The sequence below is a fragment of the Desulfovibrio sp. JY genome, from assembly GCA_021730285.1.
Classification (GTDB): domain Bacteria; phylum Desulfobacterota; class Desulfovibrionia; order Desulfovibrionales; family Desulfovibrionaceae; genus Solidesulfovibrio.
This window is the reverse complement of the sequence record CP082962.1, coordinates 1728325-1746779: the sequence shown is the minus strand read 5'-3', so window position 1 is coordinate 1746779 and position 18455 is coordinate 1728325. Positions and strand designations below refer to the sequence as shown.

The 18455-nt window shown below is 64.1% G+C and carries 14 protein-coding genes; 7 read left to right on the top strand and 7 right to left on the bottom strand.

The genetic code is table 11. The annotated features are described in order from the left end of the window. The first annotated feature begins 64 nt into the window (after window positions 1-64). Window positions 65-1321: a diguanylate cyclase gene (locus tag K9F62_07840; protein UJX42567.1), complete on the top strand. Its 1257-nt coding sequence runs from the start codon at window positions 65-67 to the stop codon at window positions 1319-1321. A 75-nt stretch (window positions 1322-1396) separates the two neighbouring features. Here K9F62_07840 and glgB read toward each other — a convergent pair whose 3' ends face one another. Then, window positions 1397-3322, bottom strand: coding sequence for a 1,4-alpha-glucan branching protein GlgB (gene glgB / locus K9F62_07835; GenBank protein UJX42566.1), 1926 nt, complete (start codon window positions 3320-3322; stop codon window positions 1397-1399). An 89-nt stretch (window positions 3323-3411) separates the two neighbouring features. After that, entirely contained in the window at window positions 3412-4248 is an 837-nt protein-coding gene (locus tag K9F62_07830; GenBank protein ID UJX42565.1) for an MBL fold metallo-hydrolase, read from the bottom strand. Between the two features lie 108 nt (window positions 4249-4356). On the opposite strand from K9F62_07830, the gene K9F62_07825 reads away from it, so the two are divergent. Next, window positions 4357-4653: an SH3 domain-containing protein gene (locus tag K9F62_07825; protein ID UJX42564.1), complete on the top strand. Its 297-nt coding sequence runs from the start codon at window positions 4357-4359 to the stop codon at window positions 4651-4653. A 39-nt stretch (window positions 4654-4692) separates the two neighbouring features. Here K9F62_07825 and K9F62_07820 read toward each other — a convergent pair whose 3' ends face one another. From K9F62_07820 to K9F62_07810, 3 genes are all read right to left on the bottom strand, one after another. Then, on the bottom strand, window positions 4693-4947 hold the full coding sequence (locus K9F62_07820) for a hypothetical protein (GenBank protein UJX42563.1): 255 nt from the start codon (window positions 4945-4947) through the stop codon (window positions 4693-4695). A 361-nt stretch (window positions 4948-5308) separates the two neighbouring features. Next, on the bottom strand, window positions 5309-5935 hold the full coding sequence (locus tag K9F62_07815; GenBank protein ID UJX42562.1) for an XTP/dITP diphosphatase: 627 nt from the start codon (window positions 5933-5935) through the stop codon (window positions 5309-5311). Continuing rightward, window positions 5935-7398 carry a PAS domain-containing protein gene (locus K9F62_07810; GenBank protein UJX42561.1) on the bottom strand — a complete coding sequence of 488 codons (1464 nt, stop codon included), beginning with the start codon at window positions 7396-7398 and terminating at the stop codon, window positions 5935-5937. Before K9F62_07810 ends, K9F62_07815 begins: the two co-directional genes overlap by 1 nt. A gap of 95 nt (window positions 7399-7493) precedes the next feature. Here K9F62_07810 and rimO point away from each other — a divergent pair, with 95 nt between their 5' ends. The 4 genes from rimO to K9F62_07790 all read left to right on the top strand — a co-directional run bounded on the left by rimO (window position 7494) and on the right by K9F62_07790 (window position 12918). Further along, complete coding sequence (gene rimO / locus K9F62_07805) at window positions 7494-8792, top strand: 30S ribosomal protein S12 methylthiotransferase RimO (protein UJX42560.1); 1299 nt, start codon at window positions 7494-7496, stop codon at window positions 8790-8792. Window positions 8793-9234: 442 nt separating this feature from the next. Next, entirely contained in the window at window positions 9235-10965 is a 1731-nt protein-coding gene (locus K9F62_07800; protein ID UJX42559.1) for a 30S ribosomal protein S1, read from the top strand. After that, complete coding sequence (sppA, locus tag K9F62_07795; protein ID UJX42558.1) at window positions 10952-11887, top strand: signal peptide peptidase SppA; 936 nt, start codon at window positions 10952-10954, stop codon at window positions 11885-11887. The genes K9F62_07800 and sppA overlap by 14 nt, the downstream gene beginning before the upstream one ends. A 158-nt stretch (window positions 11888-12045) precedes the next feature. Continuing rightward, on the top strand, window positions 12046-12918 hold the full coding sequence (locus tag K9F62_07790; GenBank protein ID UJX42557.1) for a fumarylacetoacetate hydrolase family protein: 873 nt from the start codon (window positions 12046-12048) through the stop codon (window positions 12916-12918). Window positions 12919-13112: 194 nt separating this feature from the next. Here the strand turns inward: K9F62_07790 and K9F62_07785 are convergent, their stop codons facing one another. Together K9F62_07785 and K9F62_07780 are read right to left on the bottom strand one after the other, a co-directional pair. Then, window positions 13113-14039 (bottom strand): LysM domain-containing protein, encoded by a 927-nt coding sequence (locus K9F62_07785; protein UJX42556.1) that lies wholly within the window; start codon window positions 14037-14039, stop codon window positions 13113-13115. A 74-nt stretch (window positions 14040-14113) separates the two neighbouring features. Beyond that, entirely contained in the window at window positions 14114-15151 is a 1038-nt protein-coding gene (locus K9F62_07780; GenBank protein UJX42555.1) for an OmpA family protein, read from the bottom strand. 346 nt (window positions 15152-15497) lie between these two features. On the opposite strand from K9F62_07780, the gene K9F62_07775 reads away from it, so the two are divergent. Continuing rightward, entirely contained in the window at window positions 15498-18404 is a 2907-nt protein-coding gene (locus tag K9F62_07775; protein ID UJX42554.1) for an insulinase family protein, read from the top strand. The last annotated feature ends 51 nt before the right edge of the window (window positions 18405-18455 follow it).

The window sequence follows — 18455 nt, the reverse complement described above, 5'->3', positions numbered from 1 at the left end:
GCCTTTCAGGCCGATCTCGACTATCATGGGTTCATGTAGTCCCGTGCCGGTCGGTTGTTCCCGCATGGAAAAAGTACTTATCGTCGAAGACAGCAAGGTCTTTGCCCGCATTCTCATTCGCAAGATCGAGGATGAACTGTTCTTCAATGTCTGCTGGGCCTCGAATTTCGAAGAAGCCCGCTACATTCTGGAAGAAAATCCGGACAATGACACGTTCTTCGTCGCCCTGCTCGACCTGCACCTCCCGGATTGTCCCGACGGCGGCATCGTCGATTACGTCATCTCCCGGGGCGTCCCCTCCATCGTCTTCACCGGCGACGTGGAATCCGAAGTCCGCGACCGCGTCTGGGCCAAGAAGGTCGTGGACTACGTGTCCAAGGAATCCCCGGACAGCCTCGATTACCTGTGCTCGCTCGTGCGGCGCATTTCGCTTAACAAGTTCGTCCATATCCTCGTCGCCGACGACTCCCAGACCGTGCGCAACCACCTCGTGCGCCTGCTCACCGCCCACGAATTCATCGTCCACGAGGCCGACGACGGCCCCCTGGCCCTGTCCGTGCTGGAACGCCATCCCGAAATCAAGGTCGTCATCAGCGACTACTTCATGCCCGGCATGGATGGCGTGGAACTCACCCGCCAGATACGACGCCGCAAACGCAAGGACGAAGTGGCCGTCATCGGCATCTCCGCCTACGGCAACACCATCCTCTCCGCCCGGTTCATCAAGAACGGGGCCAACGACTTCCTCAACAAGCCCTTCTCCAGCGAGGAATTCTACTGCCGGGTCACCCAGAACCTGGAAATGCTCGAATACATCCAGAAACTGCGCGAGACCTCCATCCGCGACCCGCTGACCGGCCTCTACAACCGCCGGCACTTCTTCGAGACATCCAAGGACCGCTACAACCGGCTGGCCCGGGGCGAAGAACCCATGACCCTGGCCATGCTCGACATCGACCACTTCAAGAAGGTCAACGACAGCTACGGCCACGCCGTGGGCGACGAGGTGCTCAAACACGTGGCCCACGGCCTGTCCACCCGCTTCCGCGGCCACGACATCGTGGCGCGCCTCGGCGGCGAGGAATTCTGCGTGCTGGCCATGGGGCTGGAAGGACAGCAAGCCCAGAGCGCCTTCAACGACCTGCGCAACAGCATCGAACGCTCCAAAGCCAAAGCCGGCAAACTCTCCGTCGGCGTCACCATCAGCATCGGCCTGTGCGACAAGCCCAAAGGCTCCATCGAAAACATGCTCGCCGCCGCCGACGCCGCCCTCTACAAAGCCAAACGCACCGGCCGCAACCGCGTCGTCTGGGCGGATTGACGAGCGGCCAGGGAAGAGGCAGGGGCTCTGCCCCCGCACCCCCGCCTCCTTGCCTCATGCTTGCATCATCATCCCTCACCGGGCCGGACGCAGAAACACGACGCCCAAAGGCGGCAGGGTGAGATTAAGGGAATAGGGGTGATCGAAGCTTTCGATTTCCTCGGCCATGACCGCGCCGGCGTTGCCGATGCCCGAGCCGCCGTAGAGTTTGGAGTCGCTGTTAAGCAGTTCGGTCCACAAGCCGGGGACGGGCACGCCGATGCGGTAGTTTTCGCGCGGCACGGGGGTGAAATTGAGCGCCACGAGCAGCACGTCGCCCGGGGCCTTGCCGCGCCGCAGAAAGGCCAGAACGCTGGCTTCGGCATCGCGGTAGTCGATCCACTCGAAGCCTTCGGGCTTGAAATCGCGCTGGTGCAGGGCGGTTTCTTCCTTGTAGACCCGGTTTAAGTCCGCGATCCATTGCATGACGCCCTGGTGTGGCGGGGAATCGAGCAATTCCCATTGCGGTTCGGCGTCGTGGTTCCATTCCTGCCATTGGGCGAATTCGCCGCCCATGAAAAGCAGCTTCTTGCCGGGATGCCCGAACATGTAGCCGTAGAGCAGGCGCAGGTTGGCGAAGCGTTTCCAGTCGTCGCCGGGCATTTTGCCGAGCAGGCTGCCCTTGCCGTAGACCACTTCGTCGTGGGACAGGGCCAGGATGAAGTTTTCCGAAAAGGCGTACCAGATGCTGAAGGTCAGTTCGCCGTGGTGATATTTGCGAAAGATCGGGTCGCGGGAGAAGTAGTTCAGGGTATCGTGCATCCAGCCCATGTTCCACTTCATGCCGAACCCGAGGCCGCCGAGGTAGGGAGGCCGCGACACCATGGGCCAGGAGGTGGATTCCTCGGCCATGGTCTCGCAGCCGGGGAAGCGGCTGTAGACCATTTCATTCAGGCGTCGCAGGAAGGCGATATTATCCAGGTTCTCCCGGCCGCCGTGGATGTTGGGAATCCATTCGCCCTCGCGGCGGGAGTAGTCGAGGTAGAGCATGGAGGCCACGGCGTCCACGCGCAGGGCGTCGACGTGGTAGTTCTTGAGCCAGAACAGGGCGCTGGAGATGAGGAACTCGCGGACCTCGTAGCGGCCGGTATTGAAGATGTAGCAGTTCCAGTCCGGGTGGTAGCCCTTTTTGGGGTCGGCATGCTCGTAGAGGTGGGTGCCGTCGAAAAAGGACAGGCCGTGGCCGTCGGTGGGAAAATGGGAGGGCACCCAGTCGAGGACGACGCCGATGCCGTTCTGGTGGAGCCTGTCGATCAGGGTCATGAAGTCCTGGGGCGAGCCGAAACGGCTGGTGGGGGCGAAGTAGCCAAGGGTCTGGTAGCCCCAGGAGCCGAAGAAAGGGTGCTCCATGATGGGCAGGAATTCCACGTGGGAAAAACCGCAGCGCAGCACGTGTTCGGTGAGATGGTCGGCCATCTCCAGGTAGGACAGCGACCGGTAGCGGTCCTCGTGGACGCGCCTAAACGAGCCGAGGTGCACCTCGTAGATGGAAATCGGCGCGGAAAATCCGTTTTTTTCGTGGCGCGAGGCCATCCAGGCCGCGTCGTTCCACTGGTAGTCGAGGTCCCAGACGATGGAGGCGGTGCTCGGCGAGGTTTCCCAGTAGAAGGCGTAGGGATCGCCCTTGTCGGCGCGATAATCGCCCACGCTCGACTCGATATGATATTTGTAGTGTGTGCCCTGGCCAAGGCCGGGGATGAAGCATTCGTGGATGCCCGAGGCGTCCGGGCGGGCGGCCATGAGGTGCCTTCCGGGCTCCCAGCCGTTGAAGTCCCCGACCACGGACACGGCCTTGGCGTTGGGAGCCCAGACCGCGAAGTGGACGCCCGGCTCGTCCTCCACGGTCATGGCCTGGGAGCCGAGCTTGTCCGGCAGGTCGAAATGGTTGCCCTGCTTGAAGAGGTACACGTCCTGGTCGGTTAAGCGGGAAACATCGTGTCTGGGCGGCTTGGCGTCCCACATGCTAGCGCATCTCCTTTGCGGCCTTGCCGCGAATGGGGGAAACCCCGGCCATCGTTTTGCCAAAAGGGCTTCCCGGGAATGCGAGAAGGTTACTCGAAAATAAGAGATAAGCCCACGCCGACCGCGTTTACGGGCAGGACCCTGCTTAAGGCCAGGGTGGCGGCGAATCCGGTGCAGTGGCAGGGGTAGAGCGCGGCAACGCCGGCCTCGGCCAGCCAGGCGGCCACGGCATCGATGCGGTCGGGTGCGGCGTCGTGCAGGTGCAGGCCGCCGATGATGGCGGACACGCGCCGTTCGCCGGTCACTTCCCGGGCGTGGGCGACTATGTTGCAGATGCCGGCATGGGCGCAGCCGGTGATGATGACGAGGCCTTTTTCCCCAAGATAGGCCAGGGCGGAATCGTCCGGAAGCAGGTCCGGGACCGCGCCCTTGGGCGTTACGCGCACGCCAAGGGGCGTCGGCGCTTCGAAGGGGATGCGGCGGGGAATCTCGCCCAGGAAAAAGAGCCAATCCGTCAGGCGCAGGGGCTCGCGGGTCAGGCGCATGGTGAAATGGTCGCCCAGGGCGGCCTCGGACACCATGGAGCCGATGAACATGCCGCTGACGCGTTTGGGCAAAAAGGCCTCGGGGTGGGCCACGAGCAAGGGGCGCGAGCCGATACGGCCCTCGCAGGCGCGGTCGTTGAAAAGGGAAAGCAGATGGGCCAGGCCCCAGGTGTGGTCCAGGTGGCCATGGGACAGGGCGACCACGTCGAGCTCGCCCAGATCGATGCCGAGCCGGGCGGCGTTTTGGCACAGCACGTCGGAATAGCCGCAATCGAACAGCACCTGCCGGCCGCCGTCATGCAACAGCAGGGAAAACCCGGGTTCACCGAGCAGATAATGATCGATCAGTGTATTGTTGTCCACAACGACGGTCAGCTTCATGTTCTTTGAAAAGCCATCATATTGGAAAAAAGTCAAGGAATTCCTGGACAAAGAGCCCTGCGTCAGGCATAAAACACAAAATGCCGCGAAGCATCACGAGGGGGAGCCATGAAAGCGAAAATTGCAAACACCTTGGGGCTGCTGCTGTTGCTGACGGTCCTTGGCGTGGGATGCAGCGTCTCCATCGACCTGACGCCGCCGCCGCCGGCCGGGTACGTGCGCGTGGTCGGCGCGGACTCGGTCAATGTACGGATTTGCCCGTCGCCGGGCTGCGATGTGCGGACCGTGGTCTACCGTGGCCAGGCCGTGCGGGTCTATGAATATCAAAGCGGCTGGGCGCGCATCGTGGTGTCGGATTCCGGCGTTCCCGGCTGGATGGACGCCCGCTACCTGCGCATGCCGTAGTTTTTCGCCCGCCGTCACGGGAGATCGGAACGCGGCCCGTCAGGACTGCTTCGATGCCGGCTTTTCGGCATGGATGCGGGCCAGGGCCGCGTCCCACTCGTCGGCGGGGCAAAGGTCCTTCTCCAGGATTTCGAAGAATTCCCCGGGTTCCAGTCGCAGACCGGGGTGGTCCGGGTGCTTGCGCCGCAGCCATGTCGGGGCCTCGCGGGCCTCGTCGACGTTATCGGCGGTAAAGACCACCAGGGGAATCCGGTCTTCCCCGGTGCACTTGCACAGCAGATACGACTTGGTCATGGCGTCCTCCCGTTCGTGCGAGATTACCGTCACTCTCCCTGCCTTCCCCACTCCTCGTCTTTCCATGCGGCGCTTCGCCGCTGGCGCGCCTTGTCGTCGCGATCGCGTCCGGCGTCGAGGCGCTGAGGCGCCTCGTGTCGCCGGGCCGATCGCGGCGACAAACGTCGTGTTCCGCCTCCCGACAACACCACCACTCCCCCCATCCCAACCCGGTAAAGGGGGGTCCGGGGGGCATCAAGCCCCCCGGCGGTGAGGTGCAGGAGAGGCGGAGCCTCTCCTGCCGGGGCCCGGGGCAGCGCCCCGCTCCTGCCGCCGACCTCCTCCCTCTCCCCTCTATCCTCTATCATCTACCCTCTATCCCTTACTTCTCTCCCCAAAATCCCGGCCAGGCCGCGACCAGTCTGGCCAGGGCCTTGCCGCGATGGCTGCGGGCGTTTTTCTCTTCGGGCGTGAGCTCGGCCGCGGCTTTGCCGAGGGTGGGGTCGAAAAAGAGCGGATCGTAGCCAAAGCCGCCGTTCCCGGCCGGGGCGGCGAGAACGCGGCCTTCCCAGGTCCCTTCGGCCGTCAGCTCCCGGCCGTCGGGGCAGGCGGCAACGACCACGGAAACGAAGCGGCAGGTCCGGTCGCGTTCGGGCACATGGGCCATGGCGGCGAGCAACTTGGCGTTGTTGGCGGCGTCGTTTGCGTGTTCGCCGGAAAAGCGGGCCGAGTGCACGCCCGGCGCGCCGGAAAGCGCGTCCACGCACAGCCCCGAATCGTCGGCCAGGCTGACGAGGCCGGTGGCCCGGCACACGGCGTCCGCCTTGATCCGGGCGTTGTCCAGAAACGTCTCCCCGGTCTCGGGGATCTCGCCGATGTCCGGAAAGGCATCGAGCCCGATGACGCGCACGCCAAGCGGGGCGAGCAGCGCGTTTAATTCCTTGATTTTTCCCTTGTTGCGGGTGGCCAGCACCACTTGGGTCGGCGCGGCCGGGACGAGCCTGTCCATCAAACCTCCTCGGGGGACAGTTCCAGGTATGGGGGCAGGGAAAGGGCCACTGTGGTGCCTTTCCCCAGGACGCTTTCCAGTTCCACGCTGCCGCCCAGGTCTTCCAGTATCTTTTTTGTCATGGCGAGCCCCAGGCCGGCGCGTTTGTCCCGGGTGGTGAAAAAGGGGTTGAACACCCGGGGCAGGATATCCGGGGCGATGCCGGGTCCGTCGTCGGAGACGGACAGTCGGGCGCGGCCGTCGCGCAGCTCCGTGGACACCGTGACATGCCCGCCGTCCGGCATGGCCTCCATGGCGTTCTTGAGGCAATTGACCAGGCATTGGGTCATGGTTTCGGGATCGCCCCGGGCTACCGGGGCATCCGGGGACAGGTCGAGGGTGACGGCGATGCCCTGGCTTTCCAGGGCGTGGCGCATGAGCGCCATGGTGCGCCGGGCCACATCGGCCAGGTCGACCTCGCCGGGCCTGGACACGGTCGGGCGGGCGAAATTGATGATGTCCTTCAAAATTTCGTCCAGGCGGCGGGATTCGGACAGGATGATGGAGGCCTTTTCACGGCTGGCCTCGCCCAGGTCCTTGGCCCGCAGCAGGGCGTTGGCAAAGCCGGCAATGGCGAAAAGCGGATTTCGGATCTCGTGGGAGATAAACATGGACAGTTCGCCGATGGCGGCCAGACGCTCGGATTTTTGCAGCCGGCGCTCCAGAAAGACATCGTGGGTGATGTCGCGGCGCAGCACGGCCACATGGTCCGGTCGACCGGCGGGGCCGGGCACCGGGTAGAACGCGGTGCGGAAATAACGCAACCGTCCCCGCCGGTCGACCCGCGAGCCGTCACGGCTGGCCTTGCGCCCGGCGGCCAGGGCGGCATGGACAGAAGGCGCGCCCGCCTCCCCGGGAGCGTCCAGGTCCGGAAAATCCGGAAAAGCCTCCCGCGCCGGCAGGCCGACGAGTTCCTCCCGGGGCCGCTCCAACCGTCTGGACAGATTCGCGTTGGCGTCGAGGAGCGTCCCATCCGGGGCGAGCAGCGCGATCTCGTCGTCCATATTGTCGAAGAGGTTGGCCAGCAGGCGTCTGGCCCGGGCCATGTCCGGCCGGCAGGCCTGGACGGCGGCGGCGCGCGAGGCCACGGTAAAAAGCAGACGGGCATCGTCGGGCGACAGGATGCGCCAGCCGCCCGGCAGCGCACACGGCAGGGTCGCGCCGTCGGTGACAAGCACGAGCAGCCCCGGCGACGCGCTTTGGAGCAGGACCATGACGTCGTCGCTCCAGCCGATGCCCAGTTCCCGGGCCTGTCCGGCCGGGGTCGCGTCGCCGTCGGCCGGGGCGGCGGCAAGCTCCATGCCGTCGAAGGCGCTGCCCGGACCGCGCACGCCCGCCTGCCGGACCAGTTCGAAACAATCGAGAAGTTGTCGGCCGTCGCCAAAAAGACAAAGGCGTGGCGGCAGTTCGGGGTCGGTGCTCATGGCCCCTCCTGGCCGGCCGCTGCCGGCGGTTTTGCCATTTGGCACCGCCCATGGTAGCCCGGCCAGACATTGCCCGCAAGGACGGAAGCCACATCATGGCCCACACATACAAGGTTCACGCCGTAAGCCTTGGTTGTCCCAAGAACCGCGTGGACACCGAGACGGCCTTGGGCGCCCTGCCCTTTCGCACGGCCATGGTCGACGACCCGGCCGCCGCCGACCTGATCGTGGTCAACACCTGCGCCTTCATCGCCCCGGCGGTGGAGGAATCCGTGGCCGTCATCCTGGAGCTTGCCGATACCATCCGCGAGCTTTCCCCGAAGCCCAAACTCGCGGTCATGGGCTGCCTGCCGGCCCGGTTCGACGATACGCTACGGCGCGATCTCCCCGAGGTGGACATCTGGGGACTGCCAAGCGAACTCGACCTGATCCCAGGCCGCCTGGCCAGCGAGCTCGGGGCCGAGACCGCCGCGCCGGCCGGACGCCAAAGCAGCACCCCGCCGTCCTACGCCTATCTCAAGATCGCCGAGGGCTGCGACCACGCCTGCCGCTACTGCACCATCCCCGCCATCCGGGGCAAACTGGCCAGCCGGCCCATCGACGGGCTTATTACCGAGGCCAGGGGGCTCATCGACCAGGGGGCCAAGGAGCTGGTGCTGGTGGCCCAGGACGTGACCGCCTACGGGCGCGACCTCGGCATGAAGGAAGGCCTCAAGGCGCTTTTGGAAAAGCTCCTGCCGCTGCCCGGGCTTTCCTGGCTGCGCCTGCTCTACCTTTACCCGTCCGGCGTGACCGATTCCCTGCTCTCTTTCCTGGCCGGCGCGGGGCGGCCGTTCGTGCCCTATTTCGACATTCCCTTCCAGCACGTCCACCCGGAGATGCTGGCCGCCATGGCCCGGCCCAAGGCGGCGGACGCGGACACGGTTATCGCCCGCGTGCGCAAGCACTTTCCGGACGCCGCCCTGCGTTCCACCTTCATCGTGGGGCTGCCGGGCGAAAAAAAGGCCCATTTCGAGGCCCTGCTCGCGTTTGTCGAGCGCACGCGGCTCATGCACGTGGGCGTCTTCCCCTACCACCGCGAGGACGGCACCCCGGCAGCGACCATGCCGGGGCAGGTACGCCGGGACGTCAAGGAACGCCGCGTGGGTGCGATCATGGCCGCCCAAAAGGAAATCAGCGCCGAACTCCTGGAACAATACGCCGGCAGCGAGCAGGAAGTGCTTGTGGACGCGGTCCACGGCGAATGGCCCGGGCTGCACATCGGCCGCTGCTGGTTCCAGGCCCCGGAGATCGACGGGGTAACGTACGTCAGCGGCCCCGGCGTCGCGCCCGGAGCCATGGTCACCGCCACCATCGAGGAAACCAAGGACTACGACTTGGTGGCGCTGAGCTAGATGAAAAAGAAGAAGAATTAGGAACGAGGAATGATGCGAGAGGGGAAACCCTTTAAAAAGGGTTCTCCCCTCTCGCGCTCTCCCCTTCCTAAATCTTTTATTTTTTTGAAATGTTACCTCTTGCGACGCTACGACTTCAGCGGCGGGCTGGCCCCTCGACCGGTCGGAAGTGGAAACGCGGGCAACGGCGCTTTTTACCGCCTGGGGCGGTATGGACCTGCTGCGCGCGGTCCTGCCCGACTATTGCTGACCGGCCCACTCGGGTTTTTCGCCGCAACCAGCAGGCGAAGCGTCCTTTATCGTTCTTCCCGGCACAGGACCCAGACTTGCGGGCGCCTTTTTTTGCCAGGAAACACCGGGATATTGGAGTTGTGCCCCCCCGATCTTTCTGCTACGACCTAAAATCCTTTTCACAGGGATAGATCGTGTTGGAGGTCAACTCATGGACAAAACCCCGGAAATGAATGCTAACCCTAACTCGGAAATGGAAGTCAACTTCGAGGACGCTCTCGAAAATTACCTCAATGAGGATTTCGGCGACCTGGAAGAAGGTTCCATCACCCAGGGCGTCGTGGTGCGTATCGGTAAGGAGCACGTCCTCGTCGACGTGAACTTCAAGTCCGAAGGCCAGATCCCCGTCAGTGAATTCCAAGACGCCGCCGGCGAACTCGAAGTGGCCGTCGGCGACCAGATCGACGTCTACGTCGTCTCCAAGAACGAATCCGAAGGCACCATCTACTTGTCCCGCGAACGGGCCAAGCGGATGCAGCTTTTTGATAAGCTCGAGGAAATCCAGGAAAAAGATGATGTCATCAGCGGTCGGATCGTGCGCCGCATCAAGGGCGGCTACACCGTCGACCTTGGTGGCGTCGAAGCGTTCCTGCCCGGCTCCCACGTCGACCTGCGGCCCGTGCCCGACATGGACGCCCTGGTCGGCCAGGAGTTCGAATTCCGCGTTCTGAAGATCAACCGCCGCCGCAGCAACGTCATCGTTTCGCGGCGCGTGCTGCTCGAAGAACGTCGCGATTCCATGCGCAAGGATCTGCTCAAGACCCTCGAGGAAGGCCAGGTCGTCACCGGCCGCGTGAAAAACATCACCGAGTACGGCGTGTTCGTCGACCTCGGTGGCCTCGACGGGCTCATGCACATCACCGATATGTCCTGGAAGCGCATCAAGCACCCCAAGGAGCTTGTGCACCTCGGCGACGAACTGCAATTGAAGGTCCTGTCCTTCGACCAGGAGAAGCAGAAAGTTTCTCTCGGCATGAAGCAGCTCGTGTCCGACCCCTGGGAAAACATTGCCGGCAAGTACCCCGAAGGTACCCGCCTTACCGGCAAGGTCACCAACCTGGTCGACTACGGCGCTTTCGTCGAACTCGAGGCCGGCGTCGAGGGTCTGGTCCACATCTCCGAGATGTCCTGGACCCGCAAGCTGCGCCACCCGAGCCAGATGGTCCACGTCGGCGACGAAGTCGAAGTTGTGGTCCTTTCCGTCGATCCCGAGAAGAAGCGCATCTCGCTCGGCATGAAGCAGGTGCGGCCCAACCCCTGGGATATCGTGGCCGAGAAGTACCCCGAGGGCACCATCCTTGAGGGTTCGGTGAAAAACATCACCGAATTCGGCATCTTCATCGGCATCGAGGACGGCATCGACGGCCTGATCCACGTTTCCGACATCTCCTGGACCAAGAAAGTCCGCCACCCCGGCGAGATGTTCAAGTCCGGCGATATCGTCATGGCCAAGGTCCTGACCGTGGACAAGGAAAACGAGAAGTTCACCCTCGGCATCAAGCAGCTGTCCGAAGATCCCTGGACCCGCGTGCCCGACACCTACCCGGTCGGCGCCATGGTCAAGGGCACGGTGACCAATATCACCGACTTCGGCCTGTTCGTCGAGGTCGAGGAAGGCATCGAAGGCCTGGTCCACGTCTCGGAGATCAGCCGCAAGAAGGTCAAGACCCCGGCCGAGTTGTACAAGGAAGGGGACGAGATCGAAGCCAAGGTCATCCACGTCAGCGCTGACGAACGCCGCCTGGGCCTGTCCATCAAGTCCATCAAGGACGAGGAGGACAAGCGCAAGGCCAAGGAGTTCCGCACCGCCGGCCCGTCCGACACGGGCAGCAACCTCGGTGAACTGCTCCGCCAGAAGTTGGAAGAGGATGCCCAGCACTAGCCAATCCTTTGCCTCACGCCGCCCGGGCCTCTTCGGGCTGGCCATAGCCGTGGCGGCCGTGATCCTTGTTTTGGGGATCGCGGCCGCTTGCGGCGTCTTTGGCCATGACGCGGAAGGCGACAGCCTTTTCGGCGCGGCCGAGCCACGCATCGGCGTGGTGCGCATCGAAGGCCCCATCATCGACGCCGAGGAGGTGGTGGCCTTTATCCGCAAGCTGCGCGACGACAAATCGGTCAAAGGCGTGGTGCTGCGCGTCAATTCCCCGGGAGGGGCTTTCGGCCCGTCCCAGGAAATGTACATGGCGGTCAAAAAGCTGGGCGCGGTCAAGCCCGTCGTGGCCTCTTTCTCCGCTGTCGCCGCCTCGGGCGGCTACTACGCCGCCTGCCCGGCCGGGCGCATCTTCGCCAATCCGGGCACCATCACCGGCAGCATCGGGGTCATGACCCAGTTCGCCAACGTGCGCGATCTGCTGCAGAAACTCGGCATCGACTTCGAATCCCTGACCACGGGGAAGCTCAAGGACGCCGGCAGCCCCTTCAAACCCCTGACCGACGACCAGCGCGCCTATCTTAGGGGCCTGATCGACGACCTCAACAAGCAGTTTTCCGGCGATGTGGCCAAACAGCGCAAGCTGGCCAAAGACGCCATCGCGGCCATTGCCGACGGCCGGGCCATGACCGGCGCGCGCGCCATGGAACTCGGCCTTGTCGACGAGCTCGGCGGCCAGGAAGAGGCCGTGGATTACCTGAAAAAGGAAACCGGCCTGACCGGCGACGTTCCCCTGCTCAAGGGCCCCAAGAAAAAGACCAACCTGCTGGAAAAGCTCTCGTCCTCGCTGTCCCTGCCCGATCTTCGCGGCATGGCCCTTTTGACCGTGCTTTCGGAGCTTTCAAGCGCCCAGTCCCTGCCCCAGGGGCGCTGAGAGGCCTCATTTTTGGCCTTGGGCCGGCTCTCGCATCCGCCCTCGCTTTTCCCCCTCAAACAAGCATGACGTTCGTGTAAGGCGCTGTTTTCGGCCTTGTCCTTGACGCCGCGCCGCCACCCCCTCTACAGTCCCACAGTCGCCGTAAAGGAGGGGCCATGCGTCTTGTCACCTTTTCCCATGCCGACGGTCCGCGCCTCGGGGTACGGCTGGGCGATATCCTTGTCGATCTGGCCATTGCCGCCCCGGAACTGCCCCGGGATATGAAGTCCCTGCTGGCCCTGGGCGATGCCGGGCTTGCCGCCGCCGCCGACGCCGCGGACGCCGCGCCGTCCCATGCGCAACTTCGGTTTTCCGCCGTTCGCCTGCTGCCGCCGGTGCCGCATCCGGACAAGATCCTGTGCGTCGGGCTCAATTACGTGGACCACGCCATCGAGATCGACCCCCAAAGCCTGCCCGAGCACCCGGTCTTCTTCGGACGCATGGCCACGACCCTCATCGGCCACGACGCGCCCCTGATACGGCCAAGGGTATCCCTAAAACTCGATTTCGAGGCCGAAGTGGCCGCGATCATCGGCATCGGCGGGCGGCACATCCCGGCCGAGGCCGCTTTGGCCCACGTGGCCGGATACGCCCTTTTCAACGAGGGTTCCGTCCGCGACTACCAGTTTCGCTCCAGCCAGTGGTTTTTGGGCAAGAATTTCGACAATACAGGCGCATTCGGCCCCGAACTGTGCACCACCGACGAGCTGCCCCCCGGGGCGAAGGGCCTGCGCCTGTCGGCGTCGGTCAACGGCGAGATCATGCAGGAAGCGTCCACGGCGGACATGCTGTTCGACGTGGCCACGCTGGTGGCCTCGATTTCCGAAGCCATGACCCTGGCTCCGGGCGACGTCATCGTCACCGGCACGCCGTCCGGGGTCGGCTTTGCCCGCACCCCGCCCGTCTTCCTCAAACCCGGAGACGTCTGCGAAATCGAACTCGAAGGCTACGGCGTGCTGCGAAACCCCGTCGCCGCTGAGGCTGCCTGAAGACTTTTGGAAGGAGCAGACCTGGGGGGAAACCTTTCTGAAGAAAGGTTTCCCCCCAGCCCCCCTTTCCAAAGACTTTTAACGATAACAACCTGTCACCGTTAAAAGTTTTTGGGAGGGGAGAGCGCGAGAGGGGGACCCTTTTTTCAAAAAGGGTCCCCCTCTCGCATCATCACCACTCTTCCCGCAGCAAACTAGCGCCAGGCTTTCTTCTTGGCGGAGTAGCTGAAAATCTCGCGGATGTTCTCGTCCTTGGAGGTGAACGGTCCGGCCAGGGCGGCCTGCTTGGTCGGCGCATCGCATGTATAGACGCGCTGCAAATACGTGATGTGGCCCACATAGGGCGTATGTTCGTACTGGACGCGCTTGACTTCGGCTCCCAGGGATTCCCGGATGATGACCCGGTAACTGGCTTCCCAGTGGTCGCCGACCTGCTTGATCTTCTTGTTGGTGATGGTGCCGACGCCGAGTCTGTCGAGCTCATCCACCCACTTCCGGGCATACGTCAGAAATTCGTCGCGGATGTTCTGGGGCACGTCGGTGTTGTTGGAAATAACGCCCGTCTTGCCGAAGGATGCCCGCATCTTTTCGGTGACTTCGATGGGTGGCGGCGCAACCACGGGTGCGGGGGCGTATTTGCCCTTCTTGCCTTTTTTACCTCTGACCGGGGTGCTTTCGTCCACGCCCGGATCGAGAATCATGCCTTTCTTGCCGGCCTTGCGCGCGGCGGCGTCGGCAACGATGGGAGCGGGGGCCGGGGCAGCTTCGACCGTCTTGGCCGACTTCTTGCCGGCGGCAGGCAGGGCCTTGGCCGCAACGGCGGGCGCGGCGGCCGGGGCAGCTATTTTACCCGGTATCTTCAGTGTTTGTCCGGCCTTGAGCTTCCGCGCATCGGTCAGCTTGTTGGCCTGCATCAACTCCTTGGAGTTGATGGAAAATTTTTTGGCGATAGCCGCCACGGAATCACCCTTCTGGACTTTGTATTCCAGCGGCTTGGGCTCTTCCACGTGTAGCGTGGGGGCAGGGCCATCAGCGGGGTAGACGTTGACGCCGGCCCAGGCGGAGGCAGGCAGGACGGCGAGAACGAACGCGAAGGCGATGCAGGTTCTGGCGCTTGGCATCCGAGTGCTCCGTTCAAAATACAAGGCCAGACGCCCCGGAGGGCGTCTGGCCAGGGAGACGGGTTACGTCCCGCTTACATGCTCTTGAACTTGATCACGCACCGGCGGTTCAGGGCGCGGCCCTGAGCGGTCTTGTTGGTGGCGACCGGATCGGTCAGGCCGAGGCTGATGGCCTCGATGCGGCTGGCGTCGATGCCCTTCTTCACGAAGAAGGCCTTGACGGAGTCAGCGCGGCGCTGGCCGAGCTTCATGTTGTACTGGGCGGAGCCGATGCTGTCGGTGTTGCCTTCGAGGATCACCTTCATGGCCGGCTTGGACTTGATGATGGCGGTGCCTTCCTCGAGGACGGGCACGAACTCGGGCTTGATGTTGTACTTGTCGAAGTCGAAGTAGATGCTACGGAAGACGACGATTTCGTCTTCGATCCACTCGTACAGGGAGCACTCGAGGAAGCGCTCGCGAGCGGCTTCGTTACGAAGCAGCTCTTCGCCGAGCTCGATGCAGTTGCACTTGCCCATGGCGGCGATGGCCTTCAGCACCTGCTGGCCATGCTTGCTGTCGGACAGGTCGACGATGTAGAAGCACAGGTTGTCGCCGTACTTGGCCTTCAGGGACTGGGCCACGGCAACGGGGTCGACGCCGCAGTTGGAGTCGCCGTCAGAGAAGATGAACACGCCGGTCTTGCCCGACAGGGTGGACAGCGGCAGCTTGTCCAGGTCTTCCAGGCCACGGCCCATGGGGGTCATGCGGCCGTAGACGCTGTAGTCGGTGGAGATCTTCTCGATGGCGGCGCCCAGGGTGGCCTGGCTGTAGGGAGCCATCGCGGCGTACTCTTTGTACGGGGCGAAGGTGTACAGGCCGGCCTTGTAGCCGAGCTCGGGGGTCATCTTGTTGAGCTCACGGGCCAGGGACTTGGCCATCATGATCTTGGAAACACCGCCGAACTGCACATAGCGCTGCCCCTTGTAGGAGAAGGCCATGGAGCTCGAATGGTCGATAAAATAAATGAAGTTATCGACCTTGGGAACCTGCTTCTTCGCCATAGCCGGGCCGCTGAAGCCCAGCAGCAGGGCGACCACAGCCACCAGCAAAATCTGAAGTTTCTTGTTCATAACTCCCTCCTCGGAGCAAGTGAAATGAGATTCACCTTTGCCAAAAAAACACCCTCTTTCGTCGCAAAAAACAGGGCCCGCCCGCGAGGGCACGGACCCCCGCCTCCCGGATATCTCCCAAATAGTTGGGAAAAAACGACTGCCGGGAAGCTTCCCTCTGGTCTCCGGTTAAAGCTATAGTGCTTTTTGCAAGCAAGCGCAAGTGGATGCGCTCCTTTCCCCTGCCAAGCCGGCCGGGACCCGTGGCCGGTCACGATGCTGCTATAGCATCTTTCCCTTAAAAGTGTAGAAAAAAATCGTCCGGCTCGAAATTGGCCGGAGCCCAACGCCTAACGCAGGAGAAACGATGTCCCCCACTTTCGGTTTCACCGTCCTTCGCGACGAAACGCTCGACGAATACGCCGCCCGGGCCATCCTGGCCCGTCATGACCGCACCGGGGCGCAAGTCCTGTCGCTCTGCCTCGATGATGCCAACAAGGTTTTCGGCATAAGCTTCCGTACGCCGCCGGGCAACTCCACCGGCGTGCCCCATATCCTGGAGCACTCGGTGCTTTGCGGCTCACGCAAGTATCCCGTCAAGGAACCTTTCGTGGAGTTGCTCAAGGGGTCGTTGCAGACCTTCCTCAACGCCTTCACCTATCCCGACAAGACCTGCTATCCGGTGGCCTCCACCAACCTCACGGACTTCCATAACCTTATAGACGTCTATCTCGACGCCGTGTTCTACCCGCGTATCCCGCGCCATGTCTTTCTCCAGGAGGGCTGGCACTTCGAGTGGAACGAGCCCGGGGAACTGACGCGCAGCGGCGTGGTGTTCAACGAGATGAAGGGCGTCTACTCCTCGCCCGATTCCGTGCTCGGCGAGTTCTCCCAGCGCCTGCTCTTTCCGGACACCACCTACGGCGTGGATTCCGGCGGCGATCCCAAGGTGATCCCGACGCTCACCTACGAGGAGTTCAAGGCCTTCCACGAGACCTACTACCACCCGTCCAACGCCCGGGCCTTTTTTTCCGGCGACGACGACCCGGACGAGCGGCTGCGCATCCTGGACGACTATTTCAGCCGTTTCGACGCCCGGCCGGTCGATTCCCACGTCGCGGTCCAGGTCCCCTTCACCGCGCCCCGCGACAAGGAGATGCCCTACGCCGCCGCCCCGGGCCAGGCCGACCGGGGATTTGTCACCGTCAACTGGCTGTTGCCGGAAACCGTGGACCAGGATCTCGTGCTCACCCTCGAAGTCCTGGAGCATGTGCTGATCGGCCTGCCCTCCTCGCCGCTGCGCAAGGCGCTGCTCGACAGCGGCCTGGGCGAGGACCTGGCCGGCGCCGGTCTGGAAACCGAGCTGCGCCAGATGTATTTTTCCGTGGGGCTCAAGGGCATCAAGACCGGCACGAGCCCCGAGGTGGAAAAGCTCATCCAGGGCACGCTCGCCTGGCTGGCCGATTCCGGCCTGCCGCCCGATGCCGTGGAAGCCGGGGTCAACGCCCTGGAATTCGCGCTGCGGGAAAACAACACCGGCTCGTTTCCGCGCGGCCTGTCCCTCATGCTGCGCGCGCTGACCACCTGGCTCCACGACGGCGACCCGCTTTCGCCGCTGCGCTTCTCCGGCCCGCTCGAGCGCCTCAAGACCAGGATCGCCGCCGGCGAGAAGGTCCTCGAAGCGGCCATCCGTACCTACCTTCTGGACAATCCCCACCGCGTCACCCTGTCGCTTGTGCCCGACACCGAGCTCGACGCCAAACGGCTGGCCGAAGAGCGGGCGGACCTGGACGCCATCGCCGCCGGCCTCGACGAACAAGGGAAAAAGGCCATCACCGACGAGCAGGAGGAGTTGCGCCGGCTCCAGGAAACCCCGGATACGCCCGAGGCCCTGGCCACGATACCGAACCTCGCCCTGGGCGACCTGCCCATCGACGAAGCCCCCATTCCCCAGGAGGTCCGGGAACACGGCCCGGTCTCCCTGTTTCTCCATCCCCTGGAGACCGCCGGCATCGCCTACCTCGACCTGGCGTTTCCCCTCGGCGGCGTGCCGGATCACCTCGTTCCCCTGGTGCCGCTTTTCGGCCGGGCGCTTCTGGAGCTCGGCACCGACCGCACCGACGCCGTGAGCCTTACCCGGCGCATCGCGGCCAAGACCGGCGGCATCTCCCGCGAGGCGCTGGTCTCCAGCCGCGTGGGGACCGGTCCCGATGACGCTCTGGCCCGGCTGGTGCTGCGGGGCAAGGCCACCCTGGAAAAAACGCAGGAGTTTCTCGACATCCTCGAGGAACTCATCAGCGGCACGGATTTCGGCAACAAGGAACGCTTCGCCCAGATGGCCATCGAGGCCAAATCGCGCCTGGAACGCCGGCTGGGCCCGGCCGGCCATGCCACGGCCGGTTCGCGGCTGCGGGCCCGCTACTCCCTGGCCGGGAGCGTCGGCGAGCGGATGCGCGGCGTGTCCCAGCTCTTCTATCTGCGCGCGCTCATCGACCGCATCGACACGGATTACGACGCCGTGCGCCGCGACCTGGAGACCCTGCGCGACGTGGTGCTGACCCGCGAGGGAACCATTGCCGGCCTGACCGTCTCCCCCGCCGATATGGCCATGACGGAAACCGCCGTGTCCGGGCTCATAAACCGCCTGCCCGCCGCCAGGCCCGCCCCGGCCGCCTGGAGCCGGCCCGACGTGCCGTCGGCCGAAGGCATCGCCATCCCGGCCCAGGTCCACTACGTCGGCGTCGGCCTCGACCTGTCCAAAACGGGCTGGACCTTCGACGGGGCCAACCTCGTGGCCGCCCGCCATCTGCGCATGGCCTATCTCTGGGACCGCGTGCGGGTGCGTGGCGGCGCCTACGGCGCGTTCTGCTCCCTGGACCGGCTGTCGGGACAGGTCGTCTTCGTTTCCTACCGCGACCCCAACACCGACGCCACCATCGACACCTTCCGCCAGGCCGGGCGCTACCTCATGGAGGCGTCCCTGGACGCCGAGGAGATGACCCGGGCGATCATCGGCACCATCGGCGACATCGACGCCCACATGCTGCCCGACACCAAGGGACATGTGGCCATGGTGCGCCGGCTCGTGGGCGACACGCCGGAAATCCGCGCCGCCATGCGCGGTCAGGTGCTCGCCGCCAGCATCCGGCAATTCCGGGAATTCGGCGAAGCCCTCGACGCCGCGGCCAAGAACGCCGCCATCGTGGTCCTCGGCCCCACGCCGTCCCTCGACGCCCTGTCCGTGCCGGACCTGTCGCGATTGGATGTGTTATAGGGAAGGGGAGCGATGAGACCGGGGCTCCGCCCCAGGCCCCGCCGGGGGAGC